General features: G+C 40.0%; 14 protein-coding genes. 2 read left to right on the plus strand and 12 right to left on the minus strand.

Features of this window, described 5'->3' with window-relative positions; genetic code table 11:
* Positions 1-105: 105 nt before the first annotated feature.
* A complete protein-coding gene (gene alaS, locus ACVWM0_RS06040) occupies positions 106-2,748 on the minus strand; it encodes an alanine--tRNA ligase (protein WP_476471747.1) in 2,643 nt (880 codons plus the stop codon).
* A gap of 381 nt (positions 2,749-3,129) precedes the next feature.
* Between alaS and ACVWM0_RS06045 the strand changes: the two genes are divergently transcribed.
* Positions 3,130-3,606: a GNAT family N-acetyltransferase gene (locus ACVWM0_RS06045; RefSeq protein ID WP_476471748.1), complete on the plus strand. Its 477-nt coding sequence runs from the start codon at positions 3,130-3,132 to the stop codon at positions 3,604-3,606.
* 41 nt (positions 3,607-3,647) lie between these two features.
* Here ACVWM0_RS06045 and clpB read toward each other — a convergent pair whose 3' ends face one another.
* From clpB to ACVWM0_RS06070, 5 genes are all read right to left on the minus strand, one after another.
* Positions 3,648-6,251, minus strand: a complete 2,604-nt coding sequence (gene clpB, locus ACVWM0_RS06050; RefSeq protein WP_476471749.1) for an ATP-dependent chaperone ClpB — start codon at positions 6,249-6,251, stop codon at positions 3,648-3,650.
* Positions 6,252-6,342: 91 nt separating this feature from the next.
* Positions 6,343-7,305 (minus strand): glycosyltransferase family 2 protein, encoded by a 963-nt coding sequence (locus ACVWM0_RS06055; protein WP_476471750.1) that lies wholly within the window; start codon positions 7,303-7,305, stop codon positions 6,343-6,345.
* A gap of 120 nt (positions 7,306-7,425) precedes the next feature.
* Entirely contained in the window at positions 7,426-8,661 is a 1,236-nt protein-coding gene (gene pepT, locus ACVWM0_RS06060) for a peptidase T (protein ID WP_476471751.1), read from the minus strand.
* 13 nt (positions 8,662-8,674) lie between these two features.
* Positions 8,675-9,802 (minus strand): Nif3-like dinuclear metal center hexameric protein, encoded by a 1,128-nt coding sequence (locus ACVWM0_RS06065; RefSeq protein WP_476473675.1) that lies wholly within the window; start codon positions 9,800-9,802, stop codon positions 8,675-8,677.
* The gene (locus ACVWM0_RS06070) at positions 9,790-10,494 is read right to left on the minus strand and encodes a tRNA (adenine(22)-N(1))-methyltransferase (RefSeq protein WP_476471752.1); all 705 of its coding nucleotides are present in this window, start codon (positions 10,492-10,494) and stop codon (positions 9,790-9,792) included. Before ACVWM0_RS06070 ends, ACVWM0_RS06065 begins: the two co-directional genes overlap by 13 nt.
* Positions 10,495-10,692: 198 nt before the next feature.
* On the opposite strand from ACVWM0_RS06070, the gene ACVWM0_RS06075 reads away from it, so the two are divergent.
* Complete coding sequence (locus ACVWM0_RS06075; RefSeq protein ID WP_476471753.1) at positions 10,693-10,968, plus strand: hypothetical protein; 276 nt, start codon at positions 10,693-10,695, stop codon at positions 10,966-10,968.
* A gap of 39 nt (positions 10,969-11,007) precedes the next feature.
* Here the strand turns inward: ACVWM0_RS06075 and ACVWM0_RS06080 are convergent, their stop codons facing one another.
* From ACVWM0_RS06080 to ACVWM0_RS06105, 6 genes are all read right to left on the minus strand, one after another.
* Complete coding sequence (locus tag ACVWM0_RS06080) at positions 11,008-11,541, minus strand: DUF3278 domain-containing protein (protein WP_476471754.1); 534 nt, start codon at positions 11,539-11,541, stop codon at positions 11,008-11,010.
* Between the two features lie 3 nt (positions 11,542-11,544).
* Entirely contained in the window at positions 11,545-11,733 is a 189-nt protein-coding gene (locus tag ACVWM0_RS06085; RefSeq protein WP_476471755.1) for a helix-turn-helix transcriptional regulator, read from the minus strand.
* 168 nt (positions 11,734-11,901) lie between these two features.
* Entirely contained in the window at positions 11,902-12,687 is a 786-nt protein-coding gene (locus ACVWM0_RS06090; RefSeq protein WP_476471756.1) for a zinc ribbon domain-containing protein, read from the minus strand.
* A gap of 25 nt (positions 12,688-12,712) precedes the next feature.
* Positions 12,713-14,275: a zinc ribbon domain-containing protein gene (locus tag ACVWM0_RS06095; protein WP_476471757.1), complete on the minus strand. Its 1,563-nt coding sequence runs from the start codon at positions 14,273-14,275 to the stop codon at positions 12,713-12,715.
* A gap of 100 nt (positions 14,276-14,375) precedes the next feature.
* Entirely contained in the window at positions 14,376-15,971 is a 1,596-nt protein-coding gene (locus tag ACVWM0_RS06100) for a zinc ribbon domain-containing protein (RefSeq protein WP_476471758.1), read from the minus strand.
* The gene (locus ACVWM0_RS06105) at positions 15,968-16,885 is read right to left on the minus strand and encodes a serine hydrolase (RefSeq protein ID WP_476471759.1); all 918 of its coding nucleotides are present in this window, start codon (positions 16,883-16,885) and stop codon (positions 15,968-15,970) included. Before ACVWM0_RS06105 ends, ACVWM0_RS06100 begins: the two co-directional genes overlap by 4 nt.
* Positions 16,886-16,887 lie beyond the last annotated feature (2 nt).

Raw genomic sequence — 16,887 nt, forward strand, 5'->3', positions numbered from 1 at the left:
TTAAAATAACACCAAACAAAAAGAAACTTCTCCCAAAATATCTCCCAGATCGTATTAATCAAGAGAAAAAAAAGAGACTGACCTTAGTCAATCTCTTGGTGTTTCTTATTGCTCGTTTAACCAATTACCTACTGCACTGATCGCCTCTGGTAAGCCTGCTGGGTTTTTACCACCAGCTTGGGCCATATCAGGACGTCCACCACCGCCGCCACCTACAAGGGGTGCGATTGCTTTGATTAAGTCTCCGGCTTTTAGACCTTTGTTGTTCATCTCTTTGGTCATCCCTGCTAATAAACTTACTTTATCTCCTTGGGCTGTTCCTAAGACTAACACATCTGATAATTCTTTTTGTTTCCATTGGTCAGCTAACTGACGCAATTGGTTCATGTCCTTCACGTTGACTTGTGCTGCGATGTAGCTCACATCTCCCGCTGTTTGGACGTTTTCAAAAATATCAGCCGCTTCAGCGTTTGCTAATTTCGCTAACAATTGATCGTTTTCTTTTTGAATTTCTTTTAATTGCTCTTGCAATTGTTCTACACGGCTCACCGCATCTTTTAATTGAGGAGCTTTTACAAGAGAGGCAATCGCTTTTAGGCGTGACTCTTCTTCGTGTAATACTTCAAAGGCTTCTTGACTTGTGATGGCTTCAATACGACGCACACCTGCACCAATGCCTGATTCAGACGTGATTTTGAAGATACCAATCTCAGAGGTATTCACTACGTGTACCCCACCACATAACTCGATAGAGTAATCGCCAATGTTAACCACACGGACTAAGTCTCCGTATTTTTCTCCGAATAAAGCCATAGCGCCCATGCCTTTAGCTGTTGCTACGTCTGTTTCAACGGTCACAACAGGTAAGCTTGCCCAGATTTTTTCATTTACTTTGCGTTCCATCTCAGCTAATTCAGCTGATGTCACTTGTTCAAAGTGAGTGAAGTCAAAACGTAAGTGGTTAGGTGTCACAAGAGAGCCTGCTTGGTTCGCGTGTTCCCCGATAACATCTTTGATTGCTTGGTGAAGCAAATGAGTCGCAGTATGATTACGTACAATTTTAGCACGTAATGTAACGTCTACCACTAATTCATAAGACGCTCCCACAGATAATTCTCCTAGAACTTCTACTAAATGAAGGGATTGTCCTTTTGGTGCTTTTTGTACGTTGGTTACTTTCGCTACCACGTCACCTGCTGCATTTTTGATGATGCCTTTGTCTGCTACTTGTCCACCCATTTCAGCGTAGAATGGTGTTTCAGCAAAGATTAATTGAGCCTCACCCTCAGTAGTCGCCTCAACTAAAGCATCCCCTTGAATGATTGCGCCAAGTGTTGAGGTATGGCTTGTTTCTGTGTACCCAACAAAAGCACTCTCTACAGTTAAGTCCGTTAATAAAGCCGATTGAACGTTCATTGATTCTTCTTTGACACGAGCAGAGCGGGCACGGTTTCTTTGGGCTTCCATTTCTTCTTCAAACCCTGCATGGTCTACTTTAAGCCCTTCGTCTTCTGCCATCTCTTCTGTTAATTCCACTGGGAAACCATATGTGTCATATAATTTAAAGATGTCTTTACCAGGAATCGTGTCTTTACCTGATGCTTTTAAGTCTTTGATTAAATCTGTGATAATTTGTAACCCATCACTAATCGTTTCGTGGAAACGCTCTTCCTCAGACTTGATAATTTTTTGGATAAAGTCTTGTTTTTCTAAGACTTCTGGGTAGTAACTTTCCATAATGCCACCTACCACAGGAACCAATTCATATAAGAAAGCTTTTTTGATGCCTAATTTGTTTCCATGCATAACAGCACGACGAATCAAACGGCGTAACACATAGCCACGTCCTTCATTAGATGGCAATGCCCCGTCACCAATAGCAAAGGAAACCGCTCTAATGTGGTCTGCAATGACTTTGAATGACGTGTTAATAGCCGCAGAATCACCATAGTTAGCAGTGTCAGTTAATTCAGACGTTGCCGCGATGATTGGTAAGAATAGATCCGTTTCAAAGTTAGTTGGTGCATCTTGGAAGATTGACACCATACGTTCTAATCCCATCCCCGTATCAATGTTTTTATGTGGCAATGGTAAGTATTCATTGTTATCTGTGTGGTTAAATTCAGAGAACACTAAGTTCCAGATTTCTAAGTAACGTTCGTTTTCCCCACCCGGGTAATTTTCTGGATCGTCTTCTGCCACATCATTGTACTCTTCCCCGCGGTCATAGAAGATTTCAGAGTTAGGACCACATGGACCTGCGCCAATGTCCCAGAAATTATCCTCAATATCAATAATAGATGTTTGAGGTAAGCCAATTTCTTCATGCCAAATACGACGCGCTTCTTTGTCGTCTGGATGAACCGTTACATATAATTTATCTTTGTCCATAGCATACCACTCTTCAGACGTTAGTAACTCCCATGCCCAGTGGATCGCTTCGTTTTTGAAGTAGTCTCCAACTGAGAAGTTACCTAACATTTCAAACATGGTATGGTGGCGGGCTGTTTTTCCCACGTTCTCGATATCATTCGTACGGATACTCTTTTGTGCATTGGTGATTCTTGGGTTTTTCGGTACAACAGACCCATCAAAATATTTTTTCAATGTAGCAACCCCAGAGTTAATCCATAAAAGGGTTGGGTCCTCTACAGGAACGAGAGATGCACTTGGCTCAATACTATGGCCTTTAGCTTTAAAAAAGTCCAGATACATTTGACGGACTTCACGACTTGTTAGTTGTTTCATTTGATTTCCTCCTAAAATAAATAAAAAGACCCCTTGCAGACAAGGACGAACACACGCGGTACCACCTTGATTGCAACGATGCCTTTGACATTCATTACCTCTTCGCTTCCTTAACGCGGAAAAGACGTGACAGTTTCCTGCCAACATTAAAGGGAGCATTTTGTATTTAAGTTGCTTCTTTTCCACCAACCAAGAAGCTCTCTGAGTCTTACAAAAATAGAAAATATGGCCTTTACTCGCATACAAATTATAATGAAAAACACAGACTATGTCAACCACAAAAGTCGGTCTTATCCCCTTTAAAAGACAAAAAAGACCCCTAACATTCTTCACAGAGTATGATACACTTAATATAAGAAACTTAAAGGAGAGAAGCTTTAAATGATTAACGTTCAATTCAGCAAACAACAATGGGTGAAAGCCGCGTCCTTTTACCTCAGAACTTTAGTCTTTGTCCGAGAACAAAAGATTTCACCAAAGGCTGAATTTGATGCCTTTGACACAGACGATACCTTTTATTTGGTGATTTTTCATAACAATGAGCCCATTGCAACAGGTCGCTACCAACAAGATAGCCCTGATGTGGTGAGACCTGACCGGTTGTGTGTCCACCCTTCGTGGCGTCAAAAAGGATTAGGACGTCGTGTTATTTTAGAACTAGAACATCAAGGGCGTCACAATCACTGTACCTTATCACGCATTCATGGAGAAAAACATGCCATTCCTTTTTACGAAAAGCTTGGGTACACCGTGGTCTCTGATGAATTCATTGAAGATGGTATCATTTGTGTCAAACTCGAGAAAAACCTCTCGCCCTTAACAAGACCCGTACCATCCTTTGCACAAAAGACAAAATAAAACAGGGTTACACGCCATTACGGGTGTCCCTGTTTTATTTTTTAGTCTTCCCTTACAGCGGATTCAAAGGCTAAAGCATTGTCTTTCAAAGCAACGGTAACGAGAGATTTCGGCATCACTCGACCGGACAATATTTCTTTGGCTAAAGGTGTTTCTACTTCACGAGTTAAGAAGCGTTTAATTGGACGTGCGCCATAAATCGGATCATAGGCTTGTTCAGCAATCCAGGTTTGTGCCTCTTCTGATATACGCAAGGCAATGTCTTGCTCTTCTAAGCGTTTTGTTAGAGAACTTACCATTTTAACAATGATGCCTTTCACGTTATCTAAACTTAATGGTGTAAAGAGAATCGTATCATCAATACGGTTCAAGAATTCTGGCTTGAAGTGGCCTTTTAAGAGCGTCATCACAGCTTCACTTGTGGCTTCTTCAATGTGCCCATCTTCTGATACTCCTTCAAGTAACAACTGAGAGCCTATGTTGCTTGTCATAATCAACACCGTGTTTTTAAAGTCAACCACGCGTCCTTTAGAATCTGTTAAACGACCATCGTCTAAGACTTGAAGTAAAATATTGAACACATCTGGGTGTGCTTTTTCAATTTCATCTAATAACACGATGGTATAAGGCTTGCGACGAACAGACTCTGTTAATTGCCCCCCTTCTTCATACCCTACATAACCAGGAGGTGCGCCAACTAAACGAGAGACACTGTGTTTTTCCATGTACTCACTCATGTCTAATCGCACCATGTGTTCTTCTGAATCAAACAAGTTTTCAGCTAAAGATTTAGCTAGTTCTGTTTTCCCTACTCCTGTTGGTCCTAAGAATAAGAACGAACCTAAAGGACGATTCGGGTCTTGAAGGCCTGCACGAGCACGAATCACTGCATCTGACACAGCATCTACGGCTTCATCTTGCCCAATCACCCGTTCATGAAGGGTTTCATTCAAGCGCAGGATTTTTTCCCGTTCTCCTTCTTCAAGTTTGGACACAGGAATACCTGTTAAACGGCCAACCACTGTGGCAATTTCTTTTTCTGTGACCACTTCTTGAACCAATTGACGGCTCGTATCTTCCGTTGCCGCTTCTAATTCTGCTAATTCTTTTTGAAGTTTTGGAATCGTGCCATGGCGTAAAATAGCCGCTTGTTCTAAATCATAGTCATTTTCAGCATTCTGAAGAGCCGTTTTGGCTTGGTCAATTTCGCTTCGTTTGTCGCTTAGCTTATTGACTTCTTCTTTCTCTGTTTCCCATTGCATTTTCAAGGCATTGGTTTCTTCTCTCAGTTCTGCCAATTCTTCTTGAAGAATACCTAAGCGTTTTTTACTGGCTTCGTCTTCTTCTTTTTTTAGTGCCGCCTCTTCAATTTCTAACTGCATCAAACGTCGAGTCACTTGGTCAAGCTCTGTTGGCATGGAATTCATTTCCACACGAATAGTGGCACAGGCTTCATCCACCAAGTCAATGGCTTTATCGGGTAAGAAACGGTCCGTAATGTAGCGGTTCGATAGACCCGCTGCTGCTACTAAGGCATTGTCATGAATGTTCACCCCATGATGAATTTCAAAACGCTCTTTCAAACCTCTTAAAATACTGATGGTATCTTCTACTGTTGGTTCTTTCACTAATACTTTTTGGAAACGTCGTTCTAACGCTTTGTCTTTTTCCATGTTTTCACGGTACTCATCTAAAGTGGTCGCACCAATACAGTGCAATTCACCTCGAGCAAGCATAGGTTTTAGTAAGTTACCTGCATCCATACTGCCTTCTGTTTTACCTGCTCCTACAATGGTATGAATCTCATCGATGAAGAGAATAATCTGACCATCGCTTTTTTTGATTTCTTTTAACACAGCTTTCAACCGTTCCTCAAACTCACCACGGAATTTTGCCCCCGCAATTAGTGAGCCCATGTCCAAAGAAAAGATAATTTTATCTTTTAAGTTTTCTGGGACGTCTTTGTTTACGATACGTTGAGCCAACCCTTCAATGATCGCTGTTTTACCTACCCCAGGTTCCCCGATTAAGACAGGGTTATTTTTTGTTTTTCGCGATAAAATACGTACCACATCACGAATCTCTTCGTCACGCCCAATGACTGGGTCTTGTTTACCACTTTTTACCGCTTCGTTTAAGTTCACTGCGTATTTTTTTAATGCTTCATATTGTTCTTCTTGATTTTGTGATGTCACACGCTCTCCTCCTCGTATGTCTTTGATTTTGTCCTCTAAAGCTCGGTACGTTAGCCCTTGTTTGACCAACTCTTCTGTTAAACTAAAGCGTTTCATGGTCATCAAAGCCAACAACACGGTTTCTGTGGCTAAATAGTCATCTTCAAATTGCTCTCTTATTTTGTCTGCTTCTTGTAATAAGTTAAATAAATTTTGGCTTAGGCTTTGACCATATTGCACGTTTCCACCAGATACACTTGGATAACGGTCTAATTCTTGATCAATTACAGCCTCAAATCCAGCCACATCCACACCTAATTCTTGGTACAGATTGCGAGCAAAGTGGTTCGGTTGCATCAATATCTTAAACACATGAAGAATGTCAATATCTTGATGCTGTCTTGTGATCGCCACTTGTTGCCCTTGTGCGATGGCTTCTTGCAAGGTTGTTGTCATTTTTTCAATGTTCATAGTCATTCCTCCTCTTGCTTACATTCTTAGTTTATTACATTGGTCAAAATTGGTCAAATAATACGACTTGAAAAAAGAACCTTCATAAGCATTACTTATCAAGGTCTTTCTTCGGGCGTGGCATACTGGATTCTCTTAAAATATAAATGGGGCGTTGCTTGGTTTCTAAAAAGGTTTTGCCTAAATACTGACCTAGAATACCCAAACAAAATAACTGCAAACCGCCCAATGCTAAAACAATGGATACCATCGACGGCCAACCTGATGTGGGATCGCCAAACAGTAACGCACGAATCACAATAAAGATTAAAGACACACAAGCTACCACAAAAGATAACATGCCTACAATGGCTGCAAAAGCTAAAGGCGCAATAGAAAAGGCCACAATGCCGTCTAAGGAATAACTCACTAATTGCCAAAAAGACCAAGAGGAGTTTCCTTCTTCTCGCTCAATGTTCTCATATTCTAAGTAATAAGTCTCAAAACCAACCCAACTAAATAAGCCCTTAGAAAAGCGATTGTATTCTTTTAACTCTAAGATAGCATCTACCATTTGCCGTGTCATCAGTCTAAAGTCCCTAGCACCATCAACAATTTCAACATCAGATAATTTATTATAAATTTTATAAAATTTCTTAGCAAAATAGGACCTTATCTTAGGTTCCCCTTCACGACTCACTCGCCGTGTGCCGATACAGTCATACGTACCAGATTGAAGCAAAGCATACATCTCTGGCAACAAACTAGGTGGGTCCTGTAAATCCGCGTCCATAACGGTGACGTAATCACCTGTCGCATGTTCTAATCCGGCATAAAGGGCCGATTCTTTTCCGAAATTTCTAGAAAAAGACAAATAATTCACTTTATCAGGATATTCCTGTTCTAACGCTTTTAATTTTGTTAACGTGTTATCTTTTGAACCATCGTTAACAAACAGATACTTAACATCAACTTCTTTGATTTCCTTGACCGCTTCTTCCACGGCAGAAAAAAAAGCACTCACGGTTTCTTCCTCATTATAACAAGGCACTACAATGGATATAACATCCTTCATATTATTTACCTTCCTTTTTTAATCTCTTATCCCTATTTTAGATTATCTACCCCATAAAGGAAAGCCATACCAAACAAAAAAGCAGGAGAGCCTTCAGAAAGCTCCCCTACTCTTCAGTTATTATGCTTTTGCTTCATTCAAACGAGCAATTTCAACAATCAAGCTTGTTGCTTTTTCCATGCTTTCAACGGCTACGTATTCAAAACGGCCATGCATGTTTTCCCCACCAGCAAAAATGTTTGGTGTTGGTAAGCCCATGTATGAAATTTTAGACCCATCTGTTCCACCACGAACAGGTTCTTTGTTTGGTTCGATATCTAAGTTACGCATAGCCTCTTCTACTAAATCAATGATGCTCATGTCTTTTTCAATCACTTCACGCATGTTGTAATATTGGTCAAATAAGTTCATCTTAATGCGTTCTTGACCGAAATCAGCATTCATTTTATCAACGATTGCTGTTAACAATGCTTTGCGTCCTTCAAATTTATCATGATTGTGGTCACGAATAATATACGTCATCGTTGCTTCATCTGGCACACCATCCAATTGTAATAAATGGAAGAAGCCTTCGTAACCTTCTGTTTTTTCAGGTACTTCATCTGCTGGTAATTGGTTATGTAGATTAATCCCAACTTGCAACGCATTAATCATGGTATCTTTCGCTGTTCCTGGGTGAACGTTTTTACCTTCAATAGAAATCTCGGCTTGTGCCGCACTAAAGGTTTCAAATTGTAATTCCCCAACAGGACCACCGTCCATTGTGTAAGCAAAATCAACGTCAAATTGAGACACGTCAAACTTATCAGCCCCGACACCAATCTCTTCGTCTGGACCAAAAGCAACCATGATTTTCCCATGTTTAATTTCTGGGTTTTCGATTAGGTGTTCCATGGCTGTCATAATTTCAGCAATCCCTGATTTGTCATCCGCTCCTAAAAGAGTGCTACCGTCTGTTGTGATCAATGTTTGACCTTTGTAATTTTTAAGATTCGGGAAGTCTGATACCGTTAATTTGAATTTTCCTTCTTTATCTAAAGGAATGTCTGATACGCCGTCATAGTTTTCAACAAACTGAGGGGTCACATTCACTGCGTTAAAGTCTGCTGTGTCCATGTGAGCGATGAATCCCATGCTACGAACCTCTTTGTCAGTGTTGCTAGGTAATGTAGCAATCACAAAGCCGTTTTCTTCGTTATAAAAAACATCTGACATGCCAATGCTTTCTAGTTCCGCTTTCAATTCTTTCGCAAAAGCGATTTGCGTTGGTGTTGAAGGGGTAGTTGTACTTGTTGCGTCTGAGCGTGTTTCTGTTTTAACATATTTGATAAATCTAGGTACTAAATTCGTATACATAAAATCTCTCCTCTTATATGATTTCAAAAGGATTGGTGTCTGTTTCACTAACAAAAAAGGACACATCCCATTGGTTCTCTTCTTTCCATTCGTTGAATAACTCAACAAATTTTTCCTTACATAATTCCTCAATATAATGACCCGGATCAAGCACTGTTAGCTGATCTTCAATCATGTCGTGAGCCGTGTGATAATACACGTCACCCGTAATATACACATCTGCGCCCTTTTTCAGAGCCTCTCGGTAAAATTTCTCTCCACTACCCCCACAAATGGCGATGGTTTTGATCATTTTATCCTTTCGGTCTGTCACCAAGCGCAAGTGATCCACTTTAAAGACCTGTTTCGCTAAGTCAATAAAATCAGTTAAAGGCATCGCTTCAGGCAGCGTTGCCATACGGCCAATCCCATAATCTTTTGTCAAATGACTCAATTCAAAAACATCAAAGGCTGGTTCCTCATAAGGATGAACCGCACTGACTGCTTTTAGTACCTCATTTACCTGATGACTCAAAATAATCGTCTCGATTTTTTCTTCAGGTACGGCTTCTAATGTATTCAATTGACCAATATGCGGGGTCGCGTGATGAATCGGTCTAAACCTACCCGTTCCTTCACTAGTAAAACTACACCCATCATAGTCTTCTCCGTATTGTCCAGCACCAACAGACATCAAGGTCTGCCTAACATCTTCTACCGCACTTTTAGGCGTATAGACTACGACTTTGGAATAAGGGTAAGAATGGGTTTGTTGAATGTAATCATAAGGCTCTGCCCCAAGTTCTTCGCAAAACCAATCATTCAGACCATTCTCAATAATATCCATGTTAGTATGCGCTGCATAGATAGCAATGTCATGCTTCAATAAATCAGCATACATGTTTGTTTGAAAATCATCCGTTGTCAATCTCCCAATTTTTCTGAAAATAGGCGGGTGCTTGGCAACAATTAAATCAATGTTTTTGTCAATGGCTTCTTGCACCACGGCTGGACGAACGTCTAATGTCATCATGACGCGTTGAATGGGTTTATTTAATGTCCCAATGTGTAAGCCCACAGGATCTCCTGATTCAGCTAATTCTAAAGGACAAAAGGCTTCAAATCTTTTAATAAACGTCTGGCCTGTTATCACGACTCTAATACCTCCTCAATCATTCGAATCTGCTCTTCAAATTCTGCTTGTTTGACACGGTTGTCTTTGTCAGATTGTTTTATTTGTTTCAAGACATAACGGCGTTGTTGTAATTCTTGTTGCCATTTTTCTTTAAATATATCACTTTTTTCTCTCACTAGATGAGGGCCAAATAACAGCTCTCTTGGCGTTAAGGCCACGGGTTTATCTGATTTTTCTGCTACGATGATTTCGTAGCGCTTTTCATTTTCTTCTAGAATTTCCTCTGCCACAATCGCGTACTGATGGGCCACTAACCACTGTCTTAAGGTCGGTTCCCCAATATTTGGCTGTAAAACTAAGCGCTCTTTGCCAGATAAACGCCCCCCCTTAGCACCTCGGTCTAAGATATCTCTAATCAAGGAGCCTCCCATACCACAAATACTAATCGCGGTCACTTCATCGGCTAAACTGACCACATCTAGTCCATCTCCAAGACGCACGTCAATGGCATCTGTTATCCCTAGAGTCGTCACAAGATGCTTGGCTGATTCAAAGGGACCCGTCACCACTTCTCCAGCAATCCCACGAGACATTTTTTCATTTAAATATAAATATGCGGGTAAATAGGCATGGTCTGACCCAATATCTGCTAATACCGCTCCTTTTGGAATGTAAGTTCCTGCTTGATGCAAACGTTTTGATAATTTTGTATGATCCATAAATGACCCTCTCTGATTTTAATCGATACTCGTATTATAACACTCTTTTATTATTTTTAAATTGATTCAAACTGAAAAAGCAAAAAAAGAAAGTAAAAAGCAACTCCTTTGTCTCCACACATCACTATTTTATATAAAACCTAGCTTTTTTGACTTAATAGGCAAAATGTGGTATAATTGTATATAAGGAGGGATAGTATGAAAAAATTAACGCTTTTCATATCAACTCTAGGACTTTTTGGTATGTTAGCTATTGCCCCAATGACAAACGTGACAGCTGAAAGTCAACTATTACCACGGGGTGTGACTGAGTGTCCATCACCCAATCATCACCCACAATTCAAACAACATCAAGGGCATAAAAGCAAACACAACCAAGAAGAGAGACGAGAGCACGGCAGAGGACATGGACATAAACGTCATGCTACAAACAAACATTACCAAAGACAAACCCACTGCTATCGTCTCCAATAAATGAAAAAGTAAGGGCGTGTTAACGCGCCCTTACTTTTTTTATTCTTCCACAGTTTGAATGTTCGTCACACCAATAACATACATCACCGAACCAAAAAACAGACCACTAAGACTATAAATCAAAATATTTTTCAAGGTGAAGGCATGTAACAAGTTGCCTTTTTGGGATATCTCTGTAAAAATAATCTCGTTCATCACAAACATCCACCCTCCAAAGAAAAGACCTGCACGTCTTCCCTTTTTCTTCATGCGTTGTTTTTCAACGTCGTACTGTTTCTTTTCCACTTCTACTTGCCCTAAGCCTAAAGAGATTGTCGCAGACATAATGTACAACCCAATCCCAAAAATTCCCACCACAGCATTCCCAATGAGTAGGATCCATAGAGCCCATGTAGGATGGTTCATTCCCACCACGACTGCTACAAAACTCGACAGCAACATGTACGCCCACAACATCATGAAGCTATTATTCCCGATGCGATTGATTTCTTGTCTTTTATATTCATCCAAGACACCACTCACACCATAAAAACGTTTGACGGCCTTAACCCCAATACTCTCTTTTTTCTCCATTATCTATTCCTCCCAAAATAACCCATTCAAATCAGTCCCTAAAGCTTTTGCTAGTTTCAAACACAAGTCAAGAGACGGGTTGTACTTGTTGTTTTCTATTAAATTAATGGTCTGTCTTGCCACGCCAACTTCTTTAGCTAAGGCAAGCTGTGATACTTTTTTCTCTGTTCTAAAAGCTTTCACACGGTTCATAATAATCCTTTCTTTTTGTCATATATATATGACATTTATTCTATGACTAGCATATAACTCTCACACCTATATGTCAACTATATATGACACATTTTCCGATAACCATCCCATAAAAAAACACCCCACATTCATTCCTATCGAATGGATGAAGGGTGTTGAAAGTGCGACTTATCTGCGATTTAATTCAAGGACATCAATTCCACTAAATGACCAGACCAGAGTATCCTTGCCTTTTTTGGTAAAGCCGTACTCTCCTACCATAGCCTCACTGAAAAGATCAACGAAATCACTCATAATATCCACATCGGATTGATCAAACTCAGTAAAACTATCTAAATCTTTTGCTTTCACTGTAAAAGAAATGCCGTTGTCTTTGTATTTAATCGATTTAATAAACTGCTTCATTTGCTTACGTTGAGCCGTGGTTAAAGTGGCTTCGCTTAATTCATCTTCAAATTCTTTTATAAAGTCATCGTACTCTCCTCTATTATCAAACTCATCAGCAAGGACCACATGAGCCGTCATACTTGATAATGGCATCTTATAGGTTTCGCCTTTATCTTTGGCTAATTTCCCAGAGATTGCTACATCTGTATCTGAGCTGTATGGCGTATTGATCGTGATTTTACTTCCTTTAATCGTCACCACAATTTCCTCATCACCTGCCTTGTATACCCACTCTCCACTCAACGGGCTACGGTTCATTAGAAAAATAGCTGCTATAACAACTACTACAACAACGCCCGCTATCATCATGTTTTGTTTAACCCAATTCACCAAACTTGCTAGATTGAAAGCTCCAGAAGCTCCTTCTTTTATGGGTTCTTTCTCAATGCGTCTCGCTTGTCCCAATTCCACTTCCTCTACACTTTCACCAAATTGAGTCCCACATTTTGTACAAAACTTGCTTTCTTCTGGTAATTGATTCCCACACTTATTACAAATTTTAGCCATTGTCATTCTCCTTTTATTCTTGCTATTATAGGTCTTTTAAATCTTTTTCTTTGATTACTTTTCCTGTGTCAAGATTGACCAACATCACTTTATTTTCTTCTTGGATCAATAAGGTATTGTCTACAAACTGGTAAAAGACAGCCTCTTCTGATAACGTCGTTCCATCTTCATACAAAATCCACATCTCTTTCCCATCGTTATCACGAGGTAGGATATAGGTATTCCCTCTGTATCGACTCAGTGCTGGTATGGCAATAGACGCATTTAAGACCTCTTCCCCTTGACTGTTATAAACTTTGGTATACATCTCATCTCCAAATAATTGTTCTTCAAACAAATTCGTATCTGCAATGGCATAAAAATTTTCTTTAAAATCATCTTTTATGACGTCTTCTTCTATTGTCATAATCCCTTGGTGTTCTCCTTTTTTGAAGGTTAACACCCCTTCTTTATTAGGAGAACTTAAAGAATCATACTTAGCATCGATCACGACATCCCCTGATAAAGTTGCCAGACCGTCTTTATCATTATCTCTAAACACAAAGTATTTCCCATCAGATGAAACACTAGAAGAGATGTACGTCCATTTAGGTGGTAGGACTTCTTCTAGTTTATCATTCATGATTCCTTTTTTACCTAAAGCATTTGTCACAACAAAATAGCCTGGTAAATCATAAAAGGAAGATATGTCATTATAAGACGTTTCTTCTAACACATTGCCCTCCATATCAACAATCATAAAAGAATCAGACTCATTTTTTTGAATACCTATTAATTTTTCACTAATGATTGTTACCCAATTGTTAACAGGTTCAACCACAACCTCCCCTGTTTCTGATAAAACACCTTGACCACCAGACCCATTTGTCTTGTAATATTCTGTCATGGTTCTTCCCATAAAAGGACTAATAAAGACTTCTCCAGGTTCAAATACTATGTCTCCTTTGGTATTCATTAACCCCATCAAACTGCTATCAGATTCTAACACTTGGATATCCAATACCCCAGATTTGGACTGATAAGAGACAACTGGATACCCATTACCATGCATCACACCAAAGTGGCCCATATTAGAATCGGTCATCTCTGACACAGCTTCTCCTTTAATATCGATTAATCCTGCCTTCCCATTTTGATAAGCCACACCAACACCATGCTTATTAAATTCTACAGGAGAAGCACTCACATTTTCGTTAATTACCGTTAATTTACTATCTAATATCCCGTAACCTTCTCCATTTTTATAGGCATAGATTTTGGGACTCTCTGTTTTGATTGCCTTTTCTTTTTGTTTTTTGATTTCTTTTTCAGATGCTTTCTTTTTCACTTTGGCTGTTTTAGGTTGTTTGTCTGAAATATTAAGAGCATCGTCCCCTAAAAAAGACATAACGCCAAACAACACAACAGCTCCTAAAGCACAAGCGCTACCAATAACGATCCATTTATTCAAGCCTTTCTTAAGGGTTTGTCCCACCACAGTTTGATCCGTATCAATACCAAAATCAGTCCCGTCATTTAATGTCCCACAGCTCGTACAAAATTTGGCTCCCTCAATCAAAGGTTGCCCACATTTTTTACACTTATCCATCTTTATTCCTCCTACTCATTCCTTTTATATCTCTGTTTCTCGGATAATTTTACCCGTTTCTTTGTTTACTAATCTCACCGTTGTCATTTCCTACAACTCCTTATTCATTTGCCATGTTATCTGAGACTTTCACACCTCCATCGCCCATATTCATAAATTTGAACCCAGTAATGCGTTTCCCACCTTCATCGTACTCTAACTTGACTCTTGCCCTAGTATAATCAAAGCCTTCGTCCCGTCTTTTTTTCTTCGTTTTATAAGGGTACGTGGTGGAATACATCACATTGTAATTGATGTCGTAGGTATCATTTGTCACAAGCTCTATGTCATTTACTTCAATAGAGAAAGACACACCTTGATATTCTCCCTTAGCAGAGCGATCACGGCACCACTGGATGTAATCTCTAATCCCAGTAAAGCTATTGTTGTTCTCGCCACCCTCATAAAAAGTATTCGCGAAAATTTCCGCATCAAAAGGATTTTCTGCATCCACAGCTTGTCTAAAGCCATCGTAAAACAAGCGTAAGCCCGTTTTTATTTCTGAATCGTTGGCCTCTCTGATTAGTAAGTTCATGGTATCTGAATGGACATTTTTTCCAGTGCCCTTTGGTTTCTTGATTTCTTCTTTCTCCGTTCTTACTTCCCCATCCTCTGTTTCTTTGACGACTTCCACCATCATGCCTTCTCGCCATAAAAAGGGCCCGATTTCTTCCGTACCCTCAGTGATTTTACCCACTTCTTTACCATCTAATAGTATTTTGCTATTTTTGAGGTTAGAATACACACCCACTGTGGTCATCTGAAAGGACATATCCACTTCTTTTGCCTTCTCTTCTTTCCTATCAGGCAGCAAGTTCACTGTCTCTTGTTTCGTTTCTTTTTGCTCTTTTACAGTGGCTGTAAACGTGTACTCACCAGGGATTAAAGGGCCAACCTCTTGTCTAAAATCATCCCCTTTTGTTGTGGCAAGTAATTCACCGTTCATTTCAATCACACTGCCAGAGACATTTGACGTAACGGTGGTATAAACAGGGGTTACTTCTACTTTGTATTGAGGGAAAAAGACCATCTCTTTACCCGTTTCTTTTAATTTAAACCCTTGATACGCTTTTCCTTGCTCAAAGGCTTCTTTTATTTTAGATACGTCCTCTTTATTGTTCTTAAAATAGACAAACATTGGAGACAACCCTTCTTGTGTCACTTTCAAGTCTCCCTCGCTTACGACCATGTTATTGGCTAAAAAGGCCCCATCTTGTTGATTCATTGCCTTGATTAGCGCGTCAATTTGTTTGTCTTGGCTATACTTATCTTTGAAATAAAGAAAGCCACCGCCTGCACCTATAACTATCAGAGCAACCAAGACAAGACTGATTTTTTTCCCTGTCCCCATTTTCTTTTTATCCTTAGGTAAGGGTGTGATTGGTTCTGTTGGTGTGGGGGTTACCTGTTCTGATAGGACCTGTGGTTGCGGTGGAACTGGAGCTGCTTGGCGTGTGTGCTGTGGCTGTCTTTTTTCTTGTTCTGGAAATTTAGTCCCACAACCTTCACAAAAAAGGGAATTAGCTACTCGCTCTGTTCCGCAATGCTCACAAAATTCTTTACTGACGGGCTCAAACTGTACGATTTTTGTTCCACACTGTTCGCAAAAAACAGCCCCTTGTTCATTTCCATGCCCACATGTTTGACACTGACTCATTTTGTCTCTCCTCCCTCTAATAACGCATCGATTTCTTTGATAATCTTCTCGAGTTCCTCATTGCTATATCCTTCACTCAAAACACTTAACACATAAGGTTTATGACTCATCACAATACCAACATCGTGATTAAACGCCTCGTTTGTTCCAATTTTATGATAGGTCGGTTTATCCAACACCCCAATTTTTTCCTTTTGCCATGCAGTCTCTTTAAAATAATCCAAACCAACCTGATTATGATAAATAGCCTGCATCAAGTTTCCTGCCGTTTGTGCTGTCATATTTTTAGTAAATACAGGTAGTTCAAAAGTGTAATAAGGCTGTATGGCTTGAAGGAACGCCTCTCCGTTCCTTTGTCCCACATAATAGCCCAACATATTGCTGGCTAAATTGTCAGACTGAGTAATGCTCCACCCCAACAACTCATCCACTTGAAACGCTTGACGTATCTCTAGCATGCCTTGCATGATCCCTGTACCTCCTCGAATCATAGCCCCAGGAATCTCATTGACCGCGCCCGTATAATCGTAATAGGTATCACCTGTGATTGTCTCGGCTTTTAATTGCTCTTGGGTGTACAAAATAATCGGTAATTTCGCAATGCTCGCTCCGTACATAACTGTGGTCTCATTAACCCCGTAGCTTGCCTCACCCTCTATTTCTTTAATATAGATACTCAACGGCTTCTCTTTAAATTGGGTCAAATACAATGTAAGAGCATCTTCTGAAAAGGTCTCAGAAGATGCTTCGCTTGTTGATGCTATTGTTTCTAATGCTGTCGTGCTACTTATGATAGGGACCTGTTCCGTGGAAATATTTGCGGACGAACCAGTTGTGGCAGTATCCATCCCTCCACAACTCGTAAGTCCTAACAGTAACATCCCTAAAGACGCAATGCGTTTATTCTTTATCATCA

It is taken from the genome of Vagococcus sp. 211, from assembly GCF_056322705.1.